The organism is Agrobacterium sp. 10MFCol1.1 (assembly GCF_000381165.1).
Classification (GTDB): Bacteria; Pseudomonadota; Alphaproteobacteria; order Rhizobiales; family Rhizobiaceae; genus Agrobacterium; species Agrobacterium tumefaciens.
Genome location: NZ_KB906075.1, coordinates 257343 through 276147 on the forward strand (window position 1 = coordinate 257343; position 18805 = coordinate 276147).

14 protein-coding genes are annotated in these 18805 nt (G+C 59.4%); 4 read left to right on the plus strand and 10 right to left on the minus strand.

Annotated features, from left to right (window positions below):
- The first annotated feature begins 224 nt into the window (after window positions 1-224).
- The gene (gene dnaE, locus F617_RS0112510) at window positions 225-3725 is read left to right on the plus strand and encodes a DNA polymerase III subunit alpha (RefSeq protein WP_019565483.1); all 3501 of its coding nucleotides are present in this window, start codon (window positions 225-227) and stop codon (window positions 3723-3725) included.
- A 12-nt stretch (window positions 3726-3737) separates the two neighbouring features.
- On the opposite strand, the gene F617_RS0112515 is transcribed toward dnaE, so the two are convergent.
- The 3 genes from F617_RS0112515 to F617_RS0112525 form a co-directional block, all read right to left on the minus strand.
- Window positions 3738-4976, minus strand: coding sequence for a L,D-transpeptidase family protein (locus F617_RS0112515; RefSeq protein ID WP_019565484.1), 1239 nt, complete (start codon window positions 4974-4976; stop codon window positions 3738-3740).
- Between the two features lie 165 nt (window positions 4977-5141).
- Window positions 5142-6425: a DNA polymerase IV gene (locus tag F617_RS0112520; RefSeq protein WP_019565485.1), complete on the minus strand. Its 1284-nt coding sequence runs from the start codon at window positions 6423-6425 to the stop codon at window positions 5142-5144.
- Between the two features lie 69 nt (window positions 6426-6494).
- The gene (locus F617_RS0112525) at window positions 6495-6803 is read right to left on the minus strand and encodes a DUF3572 domain-containing protein (RefSeq protein ID WP_019565486.1); all 309 of its coding nucleotides are present in this window, start codon (window positions 6801-6803) and stop codon (window positions 6495-6497) included.
- Window positions 6804-6934: 131 nt separating this feature from the next.
- On the opposite strand from F617_RS0112525, the gene F617_RS0112530 reads away from it, so the two are divergent.
- Window positions 6935-7306, plus strand: coding sequence for a response regulator (locus tag F617_RS0112530; RefSeq protein WP_003496409.1), 372 nt, complete (start codon window positions 6935-6937; stop codon window positions 7304-7306).
- An 18-nt stretch (window positions 7307-7324) separates the two neighbouring features.
- Window positions 7325-8695: a PleD family two-component system response regulator gene (locus F617_RS0112535; protein WP_019565487.1), complete on the plus strand. Its 1371-nt coding sequence runs from the start codon at window positions 7325-7327 to the stop codon at window positions 8693-8695.
- Between the two features lie 867 nt (window positions 8696-9562).
- Here F617_RS0112535 and rpmG read toward each other — a convergent pair.
- The 6 genes from rpmG to topA all read right to left on the minus strand — a co-directional run bounded on the left by rpmG (window position 9563) and on the right by topA (window position 17215).
- On the minus strand, window positions 9563-9730 hold the full coding sequence (gene rpmG / locus F617_RS0112540) for a 50S ribosomal protein L33 (RefSeq protein WP_003496403.1): 168 nt from the start codon (window positions 9728-9730) through the stop codon (window positions 9563-9565).
- Window positions 9731-9819: 89 nt separating this feature from the next.
- Window positions 9820-10983 (minus strand): MFS transporter, encoded by a 1164-nt coding sequence (locus tag F617_RS0112545; RefSeq protein WP_019565488.1) that lies wholly within the window; start codon window positions 10981-10983, stop codon window positions 9820-9822.
- A 17-nt stretch (window positions 10984-11000) separates the two neighbouring features.
- The gene (locus F617_RS0112550; RefSeq protein ID WP_019565489.1) at window positions 11001-11669 is read right to left on the minus strand and encodes an NUDIX domain-containing protein; all 669 of its coding nucleotides are present in this window, start codon (window positions 11667-11669) and stop codon (window positions 11001-11003) included.
- A gap of 20 nt (window positions 11670-11689) precedes the next feature.
- Window positions 11690-12133: a DUF983 domain-containing protein gene (locus F617_RS0112555; protein ID WP_003512717.1), complete on the minus strand. Its 444-nt coding sequence runs from the start codon at window positions 12131-12133 to the stop codon at window positions 11690-11692.
- Between the two features lie 46 nt (window positions 12134-12179).
- Window positions 12180-14534, minus strand: coding sequence for a ribonuclease R (rnr, locus tag F617_RS0112560; protein WP_019565490.1), 2355 nt, complete (start codon window positions 14532-14534; stop codon window positions 12180-12182).
- The gene (gene topA / locus F617_RS0112565) at window positions 14531-17215 is read right to left on the minus strand and encodes a type I DNA topoisomerase (RefSeq protein WP_003512719.1); all 2685 of its coding nucleotides are present in this window, start codon (window positions 17213-17215) and stop codon (window positions 14531-14533) included. Before topA ends, rnr begins: the two co-directional genes overlap by 4 nt.
- Window positions 17216-17473: 258 nt before the next feature.
- Between topA and F617_RS0112570 the strand changes: the two genes are divergently transcribed.
- Window positions 17474-17704 (plus strand): hypothetical protein, encoded by a 231-nt coding sequence (locus F617_RS0112570; protein WP_019565491.1) that lies wholly within the window; start codon window positions 17474-17476, stop codon window positions 17702-17704.
- Here F617_RS0112570 and dprA read toward each other — a convergent pair.
- On the minus strand, window positions 17660-18799 hold the full coding sequence (gene dprA / locus F617_RS0112575; protein WP_019565492.1) for a DNA-processing protein DprA: 1140 nt from the start codon (window positions 18797-18799) through the stop codon (window positions 17660-17662). The two genes, F617_RS0112570 and dprA, sit on opposite strands and share 45 nt — an antisense overlap.
- Window positions 18800-18805 lie beyond the last annotated feature (6 nt).

Consider the following 18805-nt stretch of genomic DNA (forward strand, 5'->3'; position numbering starts at 1 on the left):
AAAGTTAGAACATAACGAGTAAGGAGAGACCAATGACTGATTTCATCCGTGACGTTGCCGCTTTCGCCTCCATCGCTGTGTTCGTCGCCAGCTTTTCGGTGATCCTCACTGCCCTGTGAAGGGCACACCGGCGCAGAAGCCTGTATAGACGCCGAAAGGCGGTGGACTTTGAAGGCCGAAAATCGGAAAATCGCCCCCTCGATTCAGAATGACAGGATGACGATATGGGCGAGACGGTTACGCGTGGAGAGACCTCTGGCGAAACGCTGAAAACACCCGGTTTCGTCCATCTGCGGGTTCACTCCGCTTACTCCCTGCTTGAGGGGGCTTTACCCCTCAAGAAAATTATGTCCAAGGCCGTTGCAGACGGCCAGCCGGCCATAGCCATTACCGACACCAACAATCTTTTCGTCGCACTGGAGTTTTCCGAAAAGGCGCGTGATGAGGGCTTGCAGCCTATTATCGGCTGTCAGGTGTCGATCGACATGCAGGATGCGGTGGATGATCGCCGCAACCACAACAGCCACCTTGCCAAGCTTCCAGCCATCGTGCTGCTCGCGGCTGATGCTGGAGGGTACGAGCGGCTGGTGGACCTTATCAGCCGCGCCTATCTGGAGGGCGAAAGCGGTGGCCAGTCCGTGCATATTACCCGTGCATGGCTGGAGGAAGCCTCCAATGCCGGGCTGATCGTGCTGACGGGTGCCTCCGGTGGTCCGGTGGATATGGCTCTGAAGGAAGGGCATACGGCGCAGGCGAGAGAACGCCTGCTGGCGCTGAAATCACTCTTCGGTGACAAGCTTTATATCGAATTGCAGCGTCAGTCCGGTTTCGACCGCGCCCATGAGCGGCGTATGATCGGGCTTGCTTATGAACATGATATTCCGCTGGTCGCCACCAACGAGGCGTTCTTCCCTTCGAGGGCCGATTATGAGGCGCATGATGCATTGATGGCGGTGGCGCATAACGCCATCGTTTCGGATGACAGCCGGTTCCGCCTGACCCCCGACCATTATATGAAAAGCCGTGAGGAGATGGCGGAGCTGTTTGCCGACCTTCCGGAGGCACTGGAAAACACCGTCGAAATCGCAATGCGTTGCTCGTATGTGCTGAAGAAGCGTGGGCCGATCCTGCCGCGCTTCACCGGTGCCAGCGACGATCCCGAAGCGGCGCAACGGGCAGAGGCCGAAGAGCTTCGCCGTCAGGCCGTCGAAGGTCTTGATCTTCGCCTTGCGGCCCTCGGCATGGCACCTGGCTACACAGAGCAGGAATATCGCGACAGGCTGGATTTCGAGCTTGGCGTCATCGAACGCATGGGTTTTCCCGGTTACTTCCTGATCGTTGCGGACTTCATCAAATGGGCCAAGCAGCAGGATATTCCAGTCGGCCCCGGCCGCGGTTCGGGTGCAGGCTCGCTCGTGGCCTATGCGCTGACCATCACCGATGTCGATCCTCTGCGCTTCTCGCTGCTGTTCGAACGCTTCCTCAATCCCGAACGCGTATCGATGCCCGACTTCGATATCGACTTCTGCCAGGACCGCCGCGAAGAGGTGATCCGCTACGTGCAGCGCAAATATGGCCGCGAGCAGGTGGCGCAGATCATTACCTTCGGTTCGTTGCAGGCGCGCGCGGCATTGCGCGACGTCGGCCGCGTGCTGGAAATGCCCTATGGGCAGGTGGACAAGATCTGCAAGCTGGTCCCCAACAACCCGGCCAATCCGACGCCGCTGTCAAAAGCGATCGAGGAAGAGCCGCGTCTGCAGGAAGAGGCGGACAAGGAACCCGTCGTTGCCCGACTTCTGGATATCGCCCAGAAGATCGAGGGGCTTTACCGTCACGCCTCCACCCATGCTGCCGGTATCGTCATCGGTGACCGGCCGCTGTCGAAGCTGGTGCCGATGTATCGCGATCCGCGCTCCGACATGCCGGTTACCCAGTTCAACATGAAGTGGGTGGAAAGCGCCGGCCTCGTCAAATTCGACTTTCTCGGTCTGAAGACGCTGACGGTGCTGAAGGTTGCCGTCGATTTCGTTGCCAAACGCGGCATCAAGGTCGATCTCGCCGCAATTCCGCTGGACGACGCCAAAACCTACGAGATGTTGTCACGCGGCGAAACCATCGGCGTGTTCCAGGTGGAAAGTGCCGGCATGCGCAAGGCGCTTATCGGCATGCGCCCGGACTGCATCGAGGACATCATTGCGCTGGTGGCGCTTTATCGTCCGGGTCCGATGGAAAACATTCCGGTCTACAATGCCCGCAAGCATGGCGAGGAGGAGCTGGAGTCGATCCACCCCACCATCGACCACCTCCTGAAGGAAACGCAGGGCGTTATCGTCTATCAGGAACAGGTGATGCAGATCGCCCAGGTTCTGTCAGGTTATTCGCTCGGCGAAGCCGATCTTCTGCGCCGCGCCATGGGCAAGAAGATCAAGGAGGAGATGGACCAGCAGCGCGAGCGCTTCGTGGACGGCGCGATCAGAAACAGCGTGTCGAAGCCGCAGGCCAACACCATCTTCGACCTTCTGGCGAAATTCGCCAATTACGGCTTCAACAAGAGCCACGCCGCCGCTTACGCCATCGTGTCCTATCAGACCGCCTATATGAAGGCGCATTATCCGGTTGAGTTCCTTGCGGCCTCCATGACGCTGGATATGGCCAACACGGAAAAACTCAATGATTTCCGCCAGGATGCCAGCCGTCTCGGTATAGAGGTCGTGGCACCTTCGGTGCAGACGTCCTTCCGGCAGTTCGAGACGGGTGAGAACCGCATCTATTATTCGCTGGCCGCCATCAAGGGCGTGGGCGAGGGCGCGGTGGAACACATCGTTACCGTGCGCGACGGCAAGCCATTTGCGAGCCTGGAGGATTTCTGCCTGCGCATCGATCCGAAGCAGATCAACCGGCGTGTGCTCGAAAGCCTCATCAACGCTGGCGGTTTCGATTGTTTTGGCCGCGACCGCGCCGAGATGATCGGCGGGCTGGACCGCATTATCGGTTATTCGCAACGCGCGCAGGAAAGCCGCGTTACCGGCCAGTCGGACATGTTCGGCTCCGGCGGCGCAAGCGGTCCGGAAAAGCTCATCCTGCCTGCCTTCCAGCCGTGGCTCGCCTCGGAAAAACTGCTGCGCGAATATCAGGTGCTCGGTTTTTACCTGACCGCACATCCGCTCGATACCTACCGCCCCGTATTGGAAAAGTTGCGGGTGCAGAATTTCGCCGATTTTTCCGCCGCAGTGAAACAGGGTGCGACCGCCGGGCGTCTGGCCGGCACCGTCACCGGCAAGCAGGAACGCAAGACCCGCACTGGCAACAAGATGGGTATCGTCACCTTCTCCGATGCCTCCGGCCAATATGAGGCGGTGTTGTTTTCCGAAGGGCTTGCCCAGTTTCGCGATCTGCTCGAGGTGGGCAAATCCCTTGTTATCACCGTGCAGGCGGAAGAGCGCCCGGAAGGCATCGGTCTTCGCATCCAGACGGCGCAATCGCTCGAGGAAAAATCCGTGCAGATGCAGAAGGCGTTGCGGGTTTATGTGCGAGATTCAGGCCCGCTGAAAACCGTTGCCCGCCACCTCAATACCAAAGGTGACGGATCGGTTTATTTCATCGTCATCAAGGACGAGGGGAGCCGTGAGATTGAGGTGGAGCTGACGGAGAAATATCGTATTTCCCCTGAGATCGCCGCCGCACTTCGCTCTGCCCCCGGCGTTGTTGATGTGGAGCTGGTGTGAGGCCTCAAACCCTCAAACCGGCCCTTCCTTTGTCACGGTAATGAAGTCCGTTCCCATCCCTGTCTCCATCTGGTGACTGAGGTCGGAAACGGTAATCGAACTGCCGGTTGAAAGCTCTTTCTCGATTCGGGAGCGAATTTCAGCCGGTATTTCGAGGCGATCGAGCACGGCGCTTAGCTGGTCAAAGCCACCGGGCGCTTCGGTAACGGTGATGCCGAGCCGCTTGCGGGCTGCGGCCGGCAGATGGTTTTCCAGTGTTACGCCATTCCATTCGGCGGTTCCGGCTGTGCGGTTGACAGCAATGGCTTCGAAGAAATGCGTTCCGAGTGCCACCTCGGGATCCTTGATGTCGATCGCAGCCTCGAATAGTGGCTTGAAATCCTGTCGCACCATGATCTGGCCATTCGGTGGATGATCTTCGCCGGCGGATGCGTAAAGCGTAGCGACGAAATCGTCGGTCAGTAGCGGCCCGGTGGTTTTCAGCCCCTTCCAGCGCTTGAACCCGTTGACGGCGCTGATCGTCATTTCTCCGGTATAGCCGTCCGGTGCGCCGGCATCGAAGCCAAGGCGGGTCAGCACGGCCTGAATATCCATCACCTTTTCGCGCTCGCCGCGCCGGGTGATGAGGATGCGCAAGGGCGAGGGCTCCTTGCCTTTGGCCATCGGTTTGATGGCTTGCGTTTTTTCATTTACGGCCACCTCAACGGTGCCCAATGCGGCGTCGAAGGTCGCGGGGCGCAGCTCGACGTCGGATAAAAGCAGCTTGCCGTCATCGGCATCGTCCCGCGGCTCAAACAGGGCTGAATGTTGTACGGAGCGCAGAGAAACCGGCCGGTCGGTGATGATGACATGCACGCCGTAGCGGGTCTCGCCGAACAGCGACTGCGCGAATTTCGAAGGCAGGCGCACGCAGCCATGCGAGGCCGGGTAATTCGGCACCTTGCCTTCGTGCAACGCGATGCCCGACCATGTCAGTCGCTGCATGAAAGGCATGGGCGCGGCCGAGTAGATGTTCGATTCGTGGTATTTGCGTTTTTCCAGAATCGAAAAAATGCCGCTCGGCGTCTCATGCCCGGCCTTGCCGGTTGAGACCTTGGATGTAGCAACGATCTCGCCGTTCTCGTAAAGCGCCAGCGATTGATCGCTTTTCGAAACGACGATCTGCAGGGACTTGTTGTCGGCGGCAAGCGCCGGAAAGGCAAGAATGCTGGCCGACAGCATGCCGGTCAGAAGACGGAAGCGAAGGGACATGACGCAATACACCACATGCACAAAACTTCGTTTACTCAACCACGCGAAGTTTAATGAAGTTTAAGGATAAGGCGTCTGCCACATCACTAATTTGTGTAATATCTAAAATAGGGGCGGGGTGTTGCAGGCCGCAGGGTTTCACGGCGTTTGCAAGCGGCATGGCCGCTATTTGCGTGTGCCGAAAGTGTAGCCGGTCTCGACGCTGCCCTTGCCGAACTTGTCGCGCAGCTTGTCCATTGCCGCTTCCGCCGCCGCCCGCCGTTCCGCCTGCCTGTCGACGAGATCGGGAGGATCGGCAAGGTCCGCATCGCGCAGATCACTGACGCCTATGCCGATCAGGCGAAACTTGGTGCCGTCGGTTTCTTTCGCAAGCAGCGAAAGGCCGGTACGGAATATGCGGTCGGCAAGCTGGGTAGGGTCATCAAGCTTGCGGTTGCGGGTGCGGAGTTTGAAATCGGCCGTCTTCATTTTCAGTACAACCGTCTGGCCGGAAATGCCGCTCTTCTTCAGGCGCCAGGCAACTTTTTCGGAAAGCGACCGCAGGATCGGTACGAGGTCCTCGTGGCGAGAAATATCGTTGAAGAAGGTGGTCTCGGAAGACACGCTTTTCACGGGGTCGTTATTGTGCACGTGCCGTTCATCGATGCCGCGCGAAAGCCGGAACAGCCGTTGTCCCATCACGCCATAGCGGCGCATCAGGTCGCCTTCCTCCATCTCCTGCAACTGCGCGATCATGCGGATGCCGTCCGCCTCGAGCGTCGCCGCAAACGCCTTTCCAACGCCCCATATCGTCGTGACCGGCCGTGCTGCCAGAAAGGAAAGCGCTTCCGCTTCGCCGATCACCGAAAAACCGCGCGGTTTTTTAAGGTCGGACGCGACCTTGGCCAGAAATTTGCAATAGGACAGCCCGGCCGAGACGGTCACGCCCACTTCTTTTTCCACCCGTTTCACAAATTTCGCCAGAACCCGGGCAGGTGGATCGTGATGCAGCCTCTCCGTTCCGGAAAGATCGAGAAACGCCTCGTCTATGGAAAGCGGCTGCACGAGCGGCGTCAAATCCTGCATCATTGTTCGGATCTGACGGCCGACGCGGCTGTATTTTTCCATGTCGGGCTTGATGACCACGGCGTCCGGACAGGCTTCCAGCGCCTTGAACATCGGCATGGCGGAGCGCACGCCTTGGATGCGGGCAATGTAGCAGGCAGTGGAAACCACGCCGCGTTTTCCGCCGCCGATGATCAACGGCTTGTCGGCAAGCTCGGGATTGTCCCGTTTTTCAACGGAGGCGTAAAAGGCGTCGCAATCGATATGGGCGATGCTGAGGTCGTAGAGTTCGTCATGGTAGACGAGGCGGGGACTGCCACAGGCGCGACAACGCCTCAGGCCCGCTGGCTGGCCGGCCAGACAGTCGCGGCAAAAACCGGGATCATAGAGATGCGACGTGGACATGGGCCGAAAACAAAACCAGAACGTCGCCAACCATACTCCGGCCGTGACGGTGGCTCAAGGGGTGGCCTGTCAATACTCACCCGAATCCAGCCCCGGGCCGGAAAAATGGTGCCAGGCGGCGGCAACCGTTTCGGGGGATGTGTCGGTCGCCGCGCAGAAGGCCATGAGGTCTGGTTCGTGGCTCATCAGAAAATCGGTGAGCCCCGCCAGAAAGCCGGGATCGTGGGCGGCGTGACGCAGCATATTGGCCTGCAATCCGCTCAGCGCCAGAAAACGCCCGAGCATTTCCGGCTCGTTTGCCAGCCAGCCAAGTATGGCGGCCGCCGTTTCTTGCGGATCTTTTCCGGCATTGTCTTTGTTTTTTGTATCTCTCAGCATTTCTCTACCGAAGTTACCTATTTTGAAACCAAATCGTTCTAGCCTTGCGCAACAAATGGACGATGGAATCGGTTCTCTGGCACCCTATATGTCTGGGAGAAGGTTTCAAAGCGAAACGGGGACTGCCCACCATGCCCAAGCAGGTCATGATAGTCGAAGACAACGAGCTGAATATGAAGCTCTTTCGTGACCTGATCGAGGCGTCTGGCTATACGACGATCCAGACGCGCAACGGCATGGAAGCGCTGGATCTTGCCCGCAAGCACCGTCCCGACCTCATTCTCATGGATATTCAGCTGCCGGAGGTTTCCGGGCTGGAGGTGACGAAATGGCTGAAGGAAGATGACGAGCTGCACGTCATTCCGGTCATCGCGGTAACCGCCTTCGCCATGAAGGGGGATGAGGAGCGCATTCGTCAGGGCGGATGCGAGGCCTATGTGTCCAAGCCGATCTCCGTTCCGAAATTCATCGAAATCATCAAGACCTATCTAGGCGATGCGTAAGGCGGTTGGGGAACTGTTATGACGGCGAGAGTTCTGGTTGTTGACGACATACCCGCAAACGTAAAGCTTCTCGAAGCCCGGCTTGTCGCGGAATATTTCGACGTCGTAACCGCCGAGGATGGTTTCAAGGCGCTTGATATCTGCGACCAGGAACAGGTCGATATCATCCTGCTGGACATCATGATGCCTGGCATGGACGGTTTCGAGGTCTGCGAACGGCTGAAGGCCAATCCGAAAACGGCGCATATTCCTGTTGTCATGGTCACCGCACTCGATCAGCCCTCAGACCGCGTGCGCGGCCTGAAAGCCGGCGCGGATGATTTTCTTACCAAGCCCGTTAACGACCTTCAATTGATCGCCCGTGTCAAAAGCCTCGTGCGCCTCAAGGCCGTCAGTGACGAATTGCGGCTGCGGGCCGAGACCGCGCGCGAGATCGGTATCGAGGAGATGCTGCGCAGCGATGGCCTCATGCAGACGCCTGGCCGCGTTCTGGTGGCGGATGGCCGCGCCAGCTCGCAGGAACGCATCGTCAGGGCGCTGAAGCCGGTTGCCGAGGTCGATGCCGTCACGGAGCCTCAGGCGGCCCTGTTGAAGGCCGCGAGCAACCCCTTCGAGCTTGTCATCGTCAATTCCAATTTTGAGGATTACGATCCGCTGAGACTATGTTCGCAGCTTCGTTCGCTGGAGCGTACCCGGTTCCTGCCGTTGCTTCTGGTAGCGGAACAGGGGGCGGACGACATGGTGGCGCGGGCGCTCGATCTTGGCGTGAACGATTATATTCTCCGCCCGATCGATCCCAACGAACTTGTCGCCCGGTCTCTGACGCAGATCCGGCGCAAGCGCTATAACGAGCATCTGCGGCTCAATCTCCAGCACACGATGGAGCTTGCTATCGTCGATGGGCTGACTGGTCTTAACAATCGCCGTTATCTCGACAATCACCTGAAAATACTTTTCGACCGCGCCGCCGTGCGTGGCCGCCCGATTTCCATTTGCATGACCGATATCGACCGCTTCAAGCTGGTCAACGATACCTATGGCCACGATGTCGGCGATGAGGTTCTGCGCGAGTTTGCAGCCCGCATCCGCAGCACGGTGCGCGGCGCCGATCTTGCCTGCCGTTATGGCGGAGAGGAATTCGTGGTTGTGATGCCCGACACGCCGATGGAGCTTGCCACAAGCGTTGCCGAACGCCTGCGGGCAATCATCGAGGACAAGCCGTTTCACGTTCGTTCCATCGACCGCGAGTTGAGTATCACGGCTTCGCTCGGCATCGCCACCAGCAGCGGAGCATTCGGCGCGCCGGACGAGCTTCTGAAGCAGGCCGACAGGGCGCTCTATGAGGCGAAACACACAGGACGCAACCGCGTCGTGGCGGCCGCCGCCTAAAGGCGCAGAACCATGACGCTGACAATCCGTGCCGCCTTTTGAGACTTTCGACATTTATTGTTATTGATAGCCGCCCAAAGACCTGACGGCAAACTGTGGCGAGCGCAAAGTCCCTGACCTTGCCAGTATTTTATCTTCTTGCAATGAGGGGGTGAAGTCTAACAGGGTTAATAGAGTTCAAGTTGAAAAATACGTTGAATTCAATCGCTCACGGAACTATAGTGTGCCAGCGTTGTATATTTAACCATGTTTTCCAGGTGATGTATCTCTGGCTTAAGAATTTGTTGATTTTTATTTTACTTCTGCGCACACTCCCAATCGAGAATAACAGTTCTTCCGGCGGTTTTTCCGTCTAGTGATGAAGAAACGATAGCGGTTTACACCGCTGATGTTTCGGTCGTCAGGGGCTGGTATTGCGTATTTTGAATGCCCCATGATGCTCAGGTCCGCCGCATCTCCTGGATCGTGGGGTCGGTCGGCTGACGATGTCCGAATCGGTTCCTCGTGCCGTGATCACATCGTTGGCCGACCGCCTTATCTCCGAAAATATTCTGTGCTTGTGCTGCCGCTTATAGCGCAGCGCATCCGGCTGCGCGCTGTCGCAGCGGTTGGCGCATTTGGCCGATGAGGCGCTGGTTAGGCGAGACGCTGGTTAGGCGAGACGGTGATAAAGAGCTTTCCCGCAGTGCCGATAGCGCCGACTGGGTTCCAAACTCAAGAACCGCAACTAGGAAGGTTGCGATTCGTTGGCCCGTGGCGGGCCTTGCGAGGGCGCTGGCGCAAAGAATGCCGTTGGCGGCAATCCTTTCTGTACAAACAAAAAACGCGCCCGTTGGGCGCGCTTTTGCCGGAGAACCCGATCAAGAATTACTTGATCTTGGTTTCCTTGAATTCAACGTGCTTGCGTACAACCGGGTCATACTTCGTCTTCGTCATCTTGTCCGTGAACGTACGGCTGTTCTTGGTGGTGACGTAGAAGGTACCGGTGTCGGCTGTCGACAGCAGCTTGATCTTGATTGTTGTAGCTTTCGCCATGGTCGTCCTGCCTTTAAACAAAAGAGAAGCCGCAGGCGCTTCTCACCTCGGCTAAATCTGGCGCGAAACTACGTATCGCGCCTGAAAAGTCAAGTCTGTTTTGCCCTGAAAACAAAACGGAAGGCATAAAGCACCACGTAAAGCCCGAAAAACACGGCAAGCGCCCAGGCGAAACCATCGGTACCCGCAACATCCATGGAAATGCCGACGGCCTGTGGTCCGGCTATAGTGCCCATGGCATAGCAGAAGATGAAGGCGGCGTTGGCGGCCACCAGATCGGCCCCTTTGAGACGCGATCCCAGATGGGTAAGGCCGACGGTATACATGCCGGATACGAGGCCGCCCCAGAACAGCAGCAGGGCCGCGACGAGAATCCATCTATCCACCAGCAAGGGCAGCGCCAGCGTGCCGCAAACGCCCGCAAAGGCCATCAGCGCCAGCATTGTGCGCCGGTCCTTCATCCGGTCCGAAAGCAGGCCGATCGGTATCTGGAAGACCATGTTGCCGATGCCCATCACGGTCAGCAGAAGTGCCGCCTGCGATTCGTTGAAGCCTTCGCGGGTCGCATAGATGGGAAAGAGCGACAGACCGCCGGCTTGCACGGCGCCGAACACGAAGGCCGCCGCAGAAGCCATCGGCACGAGCCATATATAACGGGCGAAATGGTGGTTCGGCCTTTCGCTCAGCTCCGGGCTTTCGCCGCGCGCAAGGAAGATCGGGATCGCGGCAAGCAGGATGATTGCCGCCCCGACCAGAAATGGCAGGATGCCATCGCTGCCGACCACGGAAAACAATAATGGGCCAACCGCAAAGCCAACCGCAAGTCCGGTGGCATAGATGCCGAGAACCATGCCGCGTTTTTTCGGCGGTGCGGTCATGTTGATCCAGTATTCGGAGAGGATGAACAGCGTGGTGGTTGCGCCATGGAAGACGATTCGCAGCGGAAACCACATCCAGAAGGCGTCGGCGAAATAGAAACAGAGCGCACTCAGGGCCGACACGACAACGGCAAATAGCATCGTTCGCGCCACGCCGAAATCATGGGCGATCTTGGTGGTCACCGGCGCTGCCATCATCGCCGCAACGCCGGCCATTGCCGAATTTACCCCGATCATGGTGGAGGAGATGCCGCGCTTCTCAAGGATGATCGACAGGAGCGGCAGGCCCAGGCCGATGGCGACACCGACCGCACTGATGGCGGAGATGGCGGCGATCAGTGAGGGCCAGTGAATGGCGTCCGCTTCGCATTTCATTTGTGACATGACGGCCTTTATACAAAGTCTCGAATGAATCGGCCGTGGCGCGTGACATAGAGCCGCGCGGGGCTTTCAAAGGGCAGTGACGGATCACCTATCATGAGTTTTGTGACATCTTCGAGAACCGTGCGTGTGATTTTCGGCATGTTCAGACTGGAAAGCGCTGTCATGTCAAGCCATTGCACATTGTGCAGCTCATCTGAATCCCTGATTAGCCGGGTATCCAGCCGCAACTCGTCGGCGTAACAGCAAAAGAATCGCGTGTCGTAACGCCTGATATTGCCGGGCGGGGTGATTGCGCGCGCCACATATCGAAAACGCGAAAGATCCGGACCATCAGCGTCCATGCCCATATCGACGCCGGTTTCCTCCACGAGCTCGCGCGCGGCGGCAAGCGCCAGCGCCCGTGCCCCGGCAGCGCTCAGGCGGCGCGCGGCAGACGAGGTGAGGCTGCGCAGCACGGCGGGGTGCAGATCGCCGGAGAAGGGCAGGGCGTGGTCGCGTGGATCGCGTTTGCCGCCGGGAAACACGTAAGCGCCGGGCATGAATATGTGGGCGTTACTGCGCCGGCCCATCAGCACGCGAATAGCAGGGCCGGAACGATCAAACAGGATGATCGAGGCGGCATCGCGCGGCCGCAACGGGCCGCTCGCCGCCTGGGTGTTCGAGGGAAGCTCGGACACTTGCAAATTCCCGCCCGCCGTCAGTGGGAGGAGCCGTCTATCTGCACTTTTGGCTGTTTTCCGTCGAAGCCGTGCATTCTAAGTGCCCATTGCAGGCCGATGACACCACCCTTGATCGGTTGCAGCGTCAGAAGCGCGGCCAGAATGGTGATAGGCACCCAGATGGCGAAGTGTACCCACATGGGAACGGAAAGCACGAGATCGGTCATCATGAAGCCGCCAACGGCGATATGGCCGATGATGACGATGGAAATATAGGGCGGCAGGTCGTCGGAGCGGTGATGATGCATTTCCTCGCCGCAGGCCGCGCAATTGTCCACTGGCTTCAGGAAGGCCCGAAACAGGCGACCGCTGCCACAGGCCGGGCAGCGATTGGCCATGCCCCGCATGATCGAGCGGCCAAGCGGACGCTCCGCGCTTCCATCTCCGAAGGTAACCGTTTCCGAGCCCTGATTTGCACTCATCCTGAAGTCCTTCTCCCGTTTGTCTTAACCGCTTGACGCGGTCTTGTTACCGACGTCCTCTCGGCGGCCTTGTTCCCGGCTTGGCGGAAGGACGTGATGTCCGCCGGCCTGCCTTGTGGAACGACCGCGAGCCGACCGGCATCTTGCGCCCCGGGCTCAGCATTTCAAACCGCAGCGCACCAGCCAAGGGTACCGCTTCTGCAAGCCGCACCTGAACCGTATCGCCGAGTTGATAACCGAGACCCGTCTTTTCCCCCGTCAGAGCCTGATGGGCTTCGTCGTAGAGGAAATAGTCGGTTCCAAGTGTAGATATAGGAACAAACCCGTCGGCGCCAAACTGCGGCAGCGCGACAAATAGTCCCGCCTTGGTGACACCCGCGACGCGGCCATCGAACTCCTCACCGACGCGCTCGGAAAGATGGTGCGCGATCAGCCGGTTGATGGTGTCGCGCTCTGCGGCCATGGCGCGGCGCTCGAAGGTCGAGATTTCGGCGGCGATATCGTCAAGCGTCGCCTCTTCCTGCGGGGTGATGCCGCCTTCGCCGAGGCCTAGCGATCCGACCAGCGCCCGATGTACGATCAGGTCGGCATAACGGCGGATCGGTGAGGTGAAATGCGCGTACTTCATCAGGTTGAGGCCGAAATGGCCGATATTTTCCGGGCTGTAGATCGCCTGGCTCTGGCTGCGCAGCACCATCTCGTTGACCATGATCTGGTGCGGCGTGTCGAGTGCGCGCGCCAGAATGCCGTTGAAGGAATTGGCGCGCATCGCGACACCCTTGGCCATGGAAATGCCGATGGTGCCGAGGAATTCGCGCAGCACTTCCTGCTTGGTAAGTGTGGGGGCGTCATGCACGCGGTAGACCAGCCGCTGCTTTTTCTTTTCCAGGGTCTCTGCGGCAGCGACGTTCGCCTGGATCATCATTTCCTCGATCAGCTTGTGCGCGTCGAGGCGTTCGGGAATGACTACCTTGTCCACAGTGCCGTCGGGCCTGAGCTGGATCTTGCGCTCCGGCATGTCGAGTTCCAGCGGCTGGCGGCGATCGCGGCCGCGCTTCATCACGGCATAGGCGTGCCACAGCGGCTTCAGGATCGGCTCCAGCAGCGTGCCGGTCTTGTCGTCCGGGCGGCCGTCGATTGCGGCCTGCGCCTGCTGGTAGGAGAGCTTGGCGGCACTCTTCATCATGATGCGATGGAAAGTGTGGCTCGCCTTGCGGCCTTCCTTCGAGAAGGTCATCCGCACAGCAAGGGCAGGACGGTCGACGCCTTCCTTCAGCGAGCAGAGATCGTTGGAGATGCGTTCCGGCAGCATCGGCACGACACGATCAGGGAAATACACGGAGTTACCACGCTTCAGCGCCTCGCGGTCGAGCGGTGCGCCTGATCGCACATACCAGGACACGTCGGCGATAGCGACGGTGACGATCACTCCATCAGGATTGTCGGGCGAGGGGTCGAGTTCGGCATAGACCGCGTCGTCATGGTCCTTGGCGTCGGCCGGATCGATCGTAATCAGCGGCAGGTCGCGCCAGTCTTCGCGGTGCGACATGGTCGCGGGTTTTGCGGCATCCGCCTCGGCCAGAACATTCGGCGGGAAGATGTGCGGAATACCGTGGGCATGGATCGCGATCATCGAGATCGCCTTTTCCGAGGCGACTGAGCCGACGACCGAAAGAACCTTTGCGCGTGTCAGGCCGTAACGACCGCTGTTGCGCGAGGTTTCCACCTCGATCAGGTCGCCGTCCTTGGCATCGCCGACACCCTCGGGGTCGATGACCATTTCCTCGCCGCGCCGGTCGATCGGCATCAGGCGTCCGCCGCCGCCTTCCGTTTCCTTGAACACGCCAAGCAATGCGTTCTGACGACGGTCGATCAGCTTGACGACGCGTGCCGTGTAGGCCGGGCCGACGCTGTCCTTGGAAGGGAATATTTTTGCCAGAATGCGATCGCCGAGACCGGCGGCAGGGGCTTTCTTATTGCGATCCTGCGAGGACTGGCGGATGAGCACGGCGGGGGCCGCGCCCTGATCTTCAGGCCATTCGGCAGGCCGGCCGATCAATTCGCCATCCTTGTCGCGGGTGGTGATGTCGAGAACCGTCACCGGCGGCAGGCCACCCGGTCGCGTCAGCGTCTTGCGGCTCTTCTGCACCATGCCATCGGTTTCAAGCTCCTTCAGCAGTGCCTTGAGCACAACGCGGTCGTCGCCCTTCAGCCCGAAAGCCTTGGCGATTTCGCGCTTGGAGGCCTGCTGCGGATGCTCGGCGATGAATTTCAGCAGCACTTCGCGGGAAGGCACCTCGCCATGGATGATGCCTTCACCTTCATTTGCCCGCTTGCCGCGCCCGGTACGTCCGAAGCCGTCGCTGGCGGAACCCTGTCTCTGACGCGGCGCCTTGCTCACGATTCTGCCTTCTTGGGTTTGGCTGCGGCCTTCGGCTTGGCAGCCGTCTTGCTTTTCGTTGCGGCCTTGGCTTTTGTCGCCTTCGGCTTTGCGGCTGTGTCGCCATCGGCCTTCTTGGCAGCAGGTTTCTTGGCCTTGGCGGGCTTGCCGCCGGTTCCTGTCTTGGCGATACGCTCGGCAATCAGCACCAGCGATTCGTCCAGCGTCACGGAGGTCGGATCCTGCCCCTTTGGAATGGTGGCGTTAACTTTGCCCCAGTTGACGTAAGCGCCGTAACGCCCGTCGCGGACAGTGATCGGGCCGCCATCGGGGTGATCACCCAGTTCCTTCAGCGCCGCGGGCGTGCCGTTGCGGCCGCGCCCCGGTCCCTTGCTCTGCTTCTCGGCAATGACGGTAACGGCACGGTTGAGGCCGATCGAGAACACGTCTTCGATGCTTTCGAGGTTCGCATAGGAACCGTCATGCAACAGGAAGGGTCCGTAGCGGCCAAGCCCGGCGGAAATCATCTTGCCGGTCTCGGGATGCTTGCCGATATCGCGCGGCAGGTTGATGAGCGCCAGCGCCTTTTCGTGGTCGATGTCCTCAGGCTTCCAGCCCTTGGGCAGCGAGGAGCGCTTGGCTTCCTTGCCATCGCCGCGCTGGATGTACGGGCCGAAACGGCCAGACCGAAGCGTCAACTCCTCGCCGGTCATCGGATCGGCACCCAGCGCTTTCGGCTCATTGGATACGGAAGCTTCGGCTTCCGAACCATCGGACGTGAGCTGGCGGGTAAAGTTGCACTCCGGATAATTGGAGCAACCGACGAAAGCGCCATATTTGCCGAGCTTCAGCGAAAGGTTGCCGGTGCCGCAAACCTGACAGATGCGCGGATCGGAACCGTCCTCACGCTTGGGGAAGACCAGCGGGGCCAGAACTTCATTGAGCGCATCCAGCACGTTGGTAACGCGCAACTCCTTGGTATCTTCGATCTGCGCGAAGAAATCCTTCCAGAAATCGCGCAGCACCTGCTTCCAGTCCAGTTCGCCCGCGGAAATGCGGTCGAGCTTTTCTTCCAGATCGGCGGTGAAGTCGTATTCGACATATTTGGCAAAGAAGCTTTCGAGGAAAGCCGTCACCAGCCGTCCGCGCGAATGGGGAATGAGCTTGCGCTTGTCGATGATGATATATTCGCGGTCGCTTAGCGTCTTCAGTGTCGCCGCATAGGTGGAAGGACGGCCGATGCCGAGTTCTTCCATCTTCTTGATGAGCGATGCTTCCGAATAACGCGGCGGCGGCTCGGTGAAGTGCTGGCTGGCGTTGATCTTCTGCTTGGCGAGGTTCTCGCGCGCATTGATCTGTGGCAGGCGGCCTTCATCGTCACCGTCGTCGCTCTGCTCGCCATCTTCTTTCTGGTCGGTATAGGCGGCGATGAAGCCGTCGAAGCGGATGACGGAACCAACAGCACGAAGCCCGGCCTTTTCACCGTCCTTGTCGGCAAGGATTTCCACCGTGGTACGTTCGATTTCGGCAGATGCCATCTGGCTCGCAATGCCGCGCTTCCAGATCAGGTCGTAAAGACGCAACTGGTCGGCATCGAGGTAACGCTTCACCTGATCAGGAGTGCGGTTAAAATCGGTCGGACGGATGGCTTCGTGCGCTTCCTGCGCGTTCTTTGCCTTGGTCGAGTAGAAGCGCGCCTTTTCCGGCACATAGCGGTCGCCGAACTGCTCGCCGATGGCGCGGCGTGCGGCATCGATCGCTTCCGGCGCCATCTGCACGCCGTCGGTACGCATATAGGTGATCAAACCAACGGTTTCGCCGCCGATGTCGATACCTTCATAAAGCTTCTGGGCCACCTGCATGGTGCGCGAGGCCGAAAAGCCCATGCGCGAGGAGGCAGCCTGCTGCAGCGTCGAGGTGGTGAAGGGCGGGCCGGGATTGCGCTTGACGGGTTTCGCCTCGACCGTATCGACAATATAGGTCGCGCCTTCAAGGAGCGCCTTCAGGCGGTTGGCGTCATCTCCTGTCTTGATCGAACGGCCTTGCAGCTTCTTGCCATCGGCGGAAACCAGCTTCGCCTCGAACTCGTCACCGCGCGGTGTCTTCAGCAGCGCGCTGATGTTCCAGTATTCCTCGGAGACGAAACGCTCGATCTCGGCTTCGCGGTCGCAGACGAGACGCAGCGAAACGGACTGCACGCGGCCGGCGGAACGGGCGCCCGGCAGCTTGCGCCACAAAACCGGCGACAGGTTGAAACCGACAAGATAATCCAGCGCACGGCGGGCAAGATAGGCATCGACCAGCGGCACGTCGATGTCGCGCGGGTTCGCCATCGCGTCCAGTACCGCCTTTTTGGTGATGGCGTTGAAGACCACGCGCTTCACCGGCTTGTCGCCGAGAACGCGCTTCTTCTTCAAGAGATCAAGCACATGCCAGGAAATCGCTTCACCCTCGCGATCCGGGTCGGTTGCGAGAAACAGGCCGTCGGAGGATTTCACCGCGTCGGCAATGTCCTTCATGCGCTTGGCGGATGCGCTATCGACCTCCCAGGACATTTCGAAGTCCTGGTCGGGCAGCACAGATCCGTCCTTGGCGGGAAGGTCCCGGACGTGGCCAAAGGATGCAAGAACCTTGTAGCCCGGACCAAGATACTTGTTGATCGTCTTGGCTTTGGCAGGAGATTCTACGACGACGACATTCATATTGTTTTTCTCTGGAACTGGTCCGTTAACATAGCCGGGTCACGGCATAATGCCGCAATTCGCCTTCTTTATAATTCGACATGGACAGGTAATGCGCGCGGGTCAAGAGGCAAGCCCGATTTTATCGCTCCAAGGCAATTGCAACCTATGGATAATCTGTCGTTGTATTGCAATCTTTGGTAAATTTGTTATAGTGACCAACATGATTTGAATTGACGTAATGATCTTTGTTTCAGGTTGAAATTCCAGGATAGATATATGGTCCCGAACGCAACAAACAATAATGCCGATAATGAAGGGACCAGAGAGAACTTGGCTTACATTCGCCAGATGCTCGCGGAACTGAGGCTCGTCGCCAATCGCGAGGGCGCCGACATGCTGTGCTATCTGATTGAAATGGCCTATGTGGAAGTCGGCGATATCCAGAGCGGGCGGCGCAAGCTATCAATCCGCGAGGAGCGAAACCCGCCCCCCGGCGTGCCGGTTTAACCGCCCGGCAATATCGAGTTCCAGCAGCACCATGTGAACCGTGGCTGCGGAAAAACCCGTGTGGCGAATGATATCGTCCGTTTCGACGGGCGAGTGCCCGAGAGCGGCAGCAACGATGCTACGCTCGTCATCTCCGGGTGGTGACATTTCCTCATCGGATCGTGGTTCCTCGACCTTGCGGTCATAGGGCAATTGCGGTTCCATCAGCGGTCGTAGCGCATCGAGAATATCGACCGCCCCCGTGGTCAGCATCGCGCCTTCCTTGATCAGCCGGTTGGTGCCTTCGCAGCGCGCATCGAGTGGGGAGCCTGGTACGGCGAAAACCAGCCGCCCCGCTTCGCCGGCAAGCCGCGCCGTGATCAGCGAACCGGATCGTTCCGCCGCTTCCACTATGACGACGCCGAGCGAGACGCCCGATATCAGCCGGTTGCGGCGGGGGAAATCCCGAGCGCGTGGCTCCCAGCCGAAGGGCATTTCGCTGATCGTCGCGCCGCCCTCTTCGTAGATGTCCTGCAAGAGCCCGAAATTTTCCTGCGGGTAGGGACGGTCGAGACCGCCCGCCAGCATGGCCACCGTGCCGGTTGCAAGGCTTGCCCGGTGCGCTGCCGCATCGATGCCGCGTGCCAGCCCGGAAGCGATCGTATAGCCCGCACGACCGCAATCGCGCGCCAGCATCGCGGCGAATTTCGCGCCGTTGATGGAGGCGTTGCGTGATCCGACGATGCCGACGCAAGGTCTTGTTGCGGTGGAAGCCGAGCCCTTCATGGCGATCAGTGGCGGCGCGCCGTCGAGCTGTCGCAGGGCAGGCGGGTAGTCCGGCTCACCGATGCCGACGAAGCGAGCGCCGAATCTTTCAGCCGTTTCGATTTCGTCTTCCGCTTCCGCCTGTGTGGCAATGCGCGGGCTGCGCAATGAACCGCCGCGCCTTGAAAGATCGGGCAGGGCAGAGAGCGCTTTTTCAGCGCTGCCAAAATGATTGATGAGTTCGCGGAAGGTGACGGGGCCGATATTGTCGCTGCGGATCAGCCGAAGCCATGCGACCCGCTGCCGCGCGGAAAGCTCGATGCCCTGCCGTGTCGTTTCCTCATGCGGCATGACGTA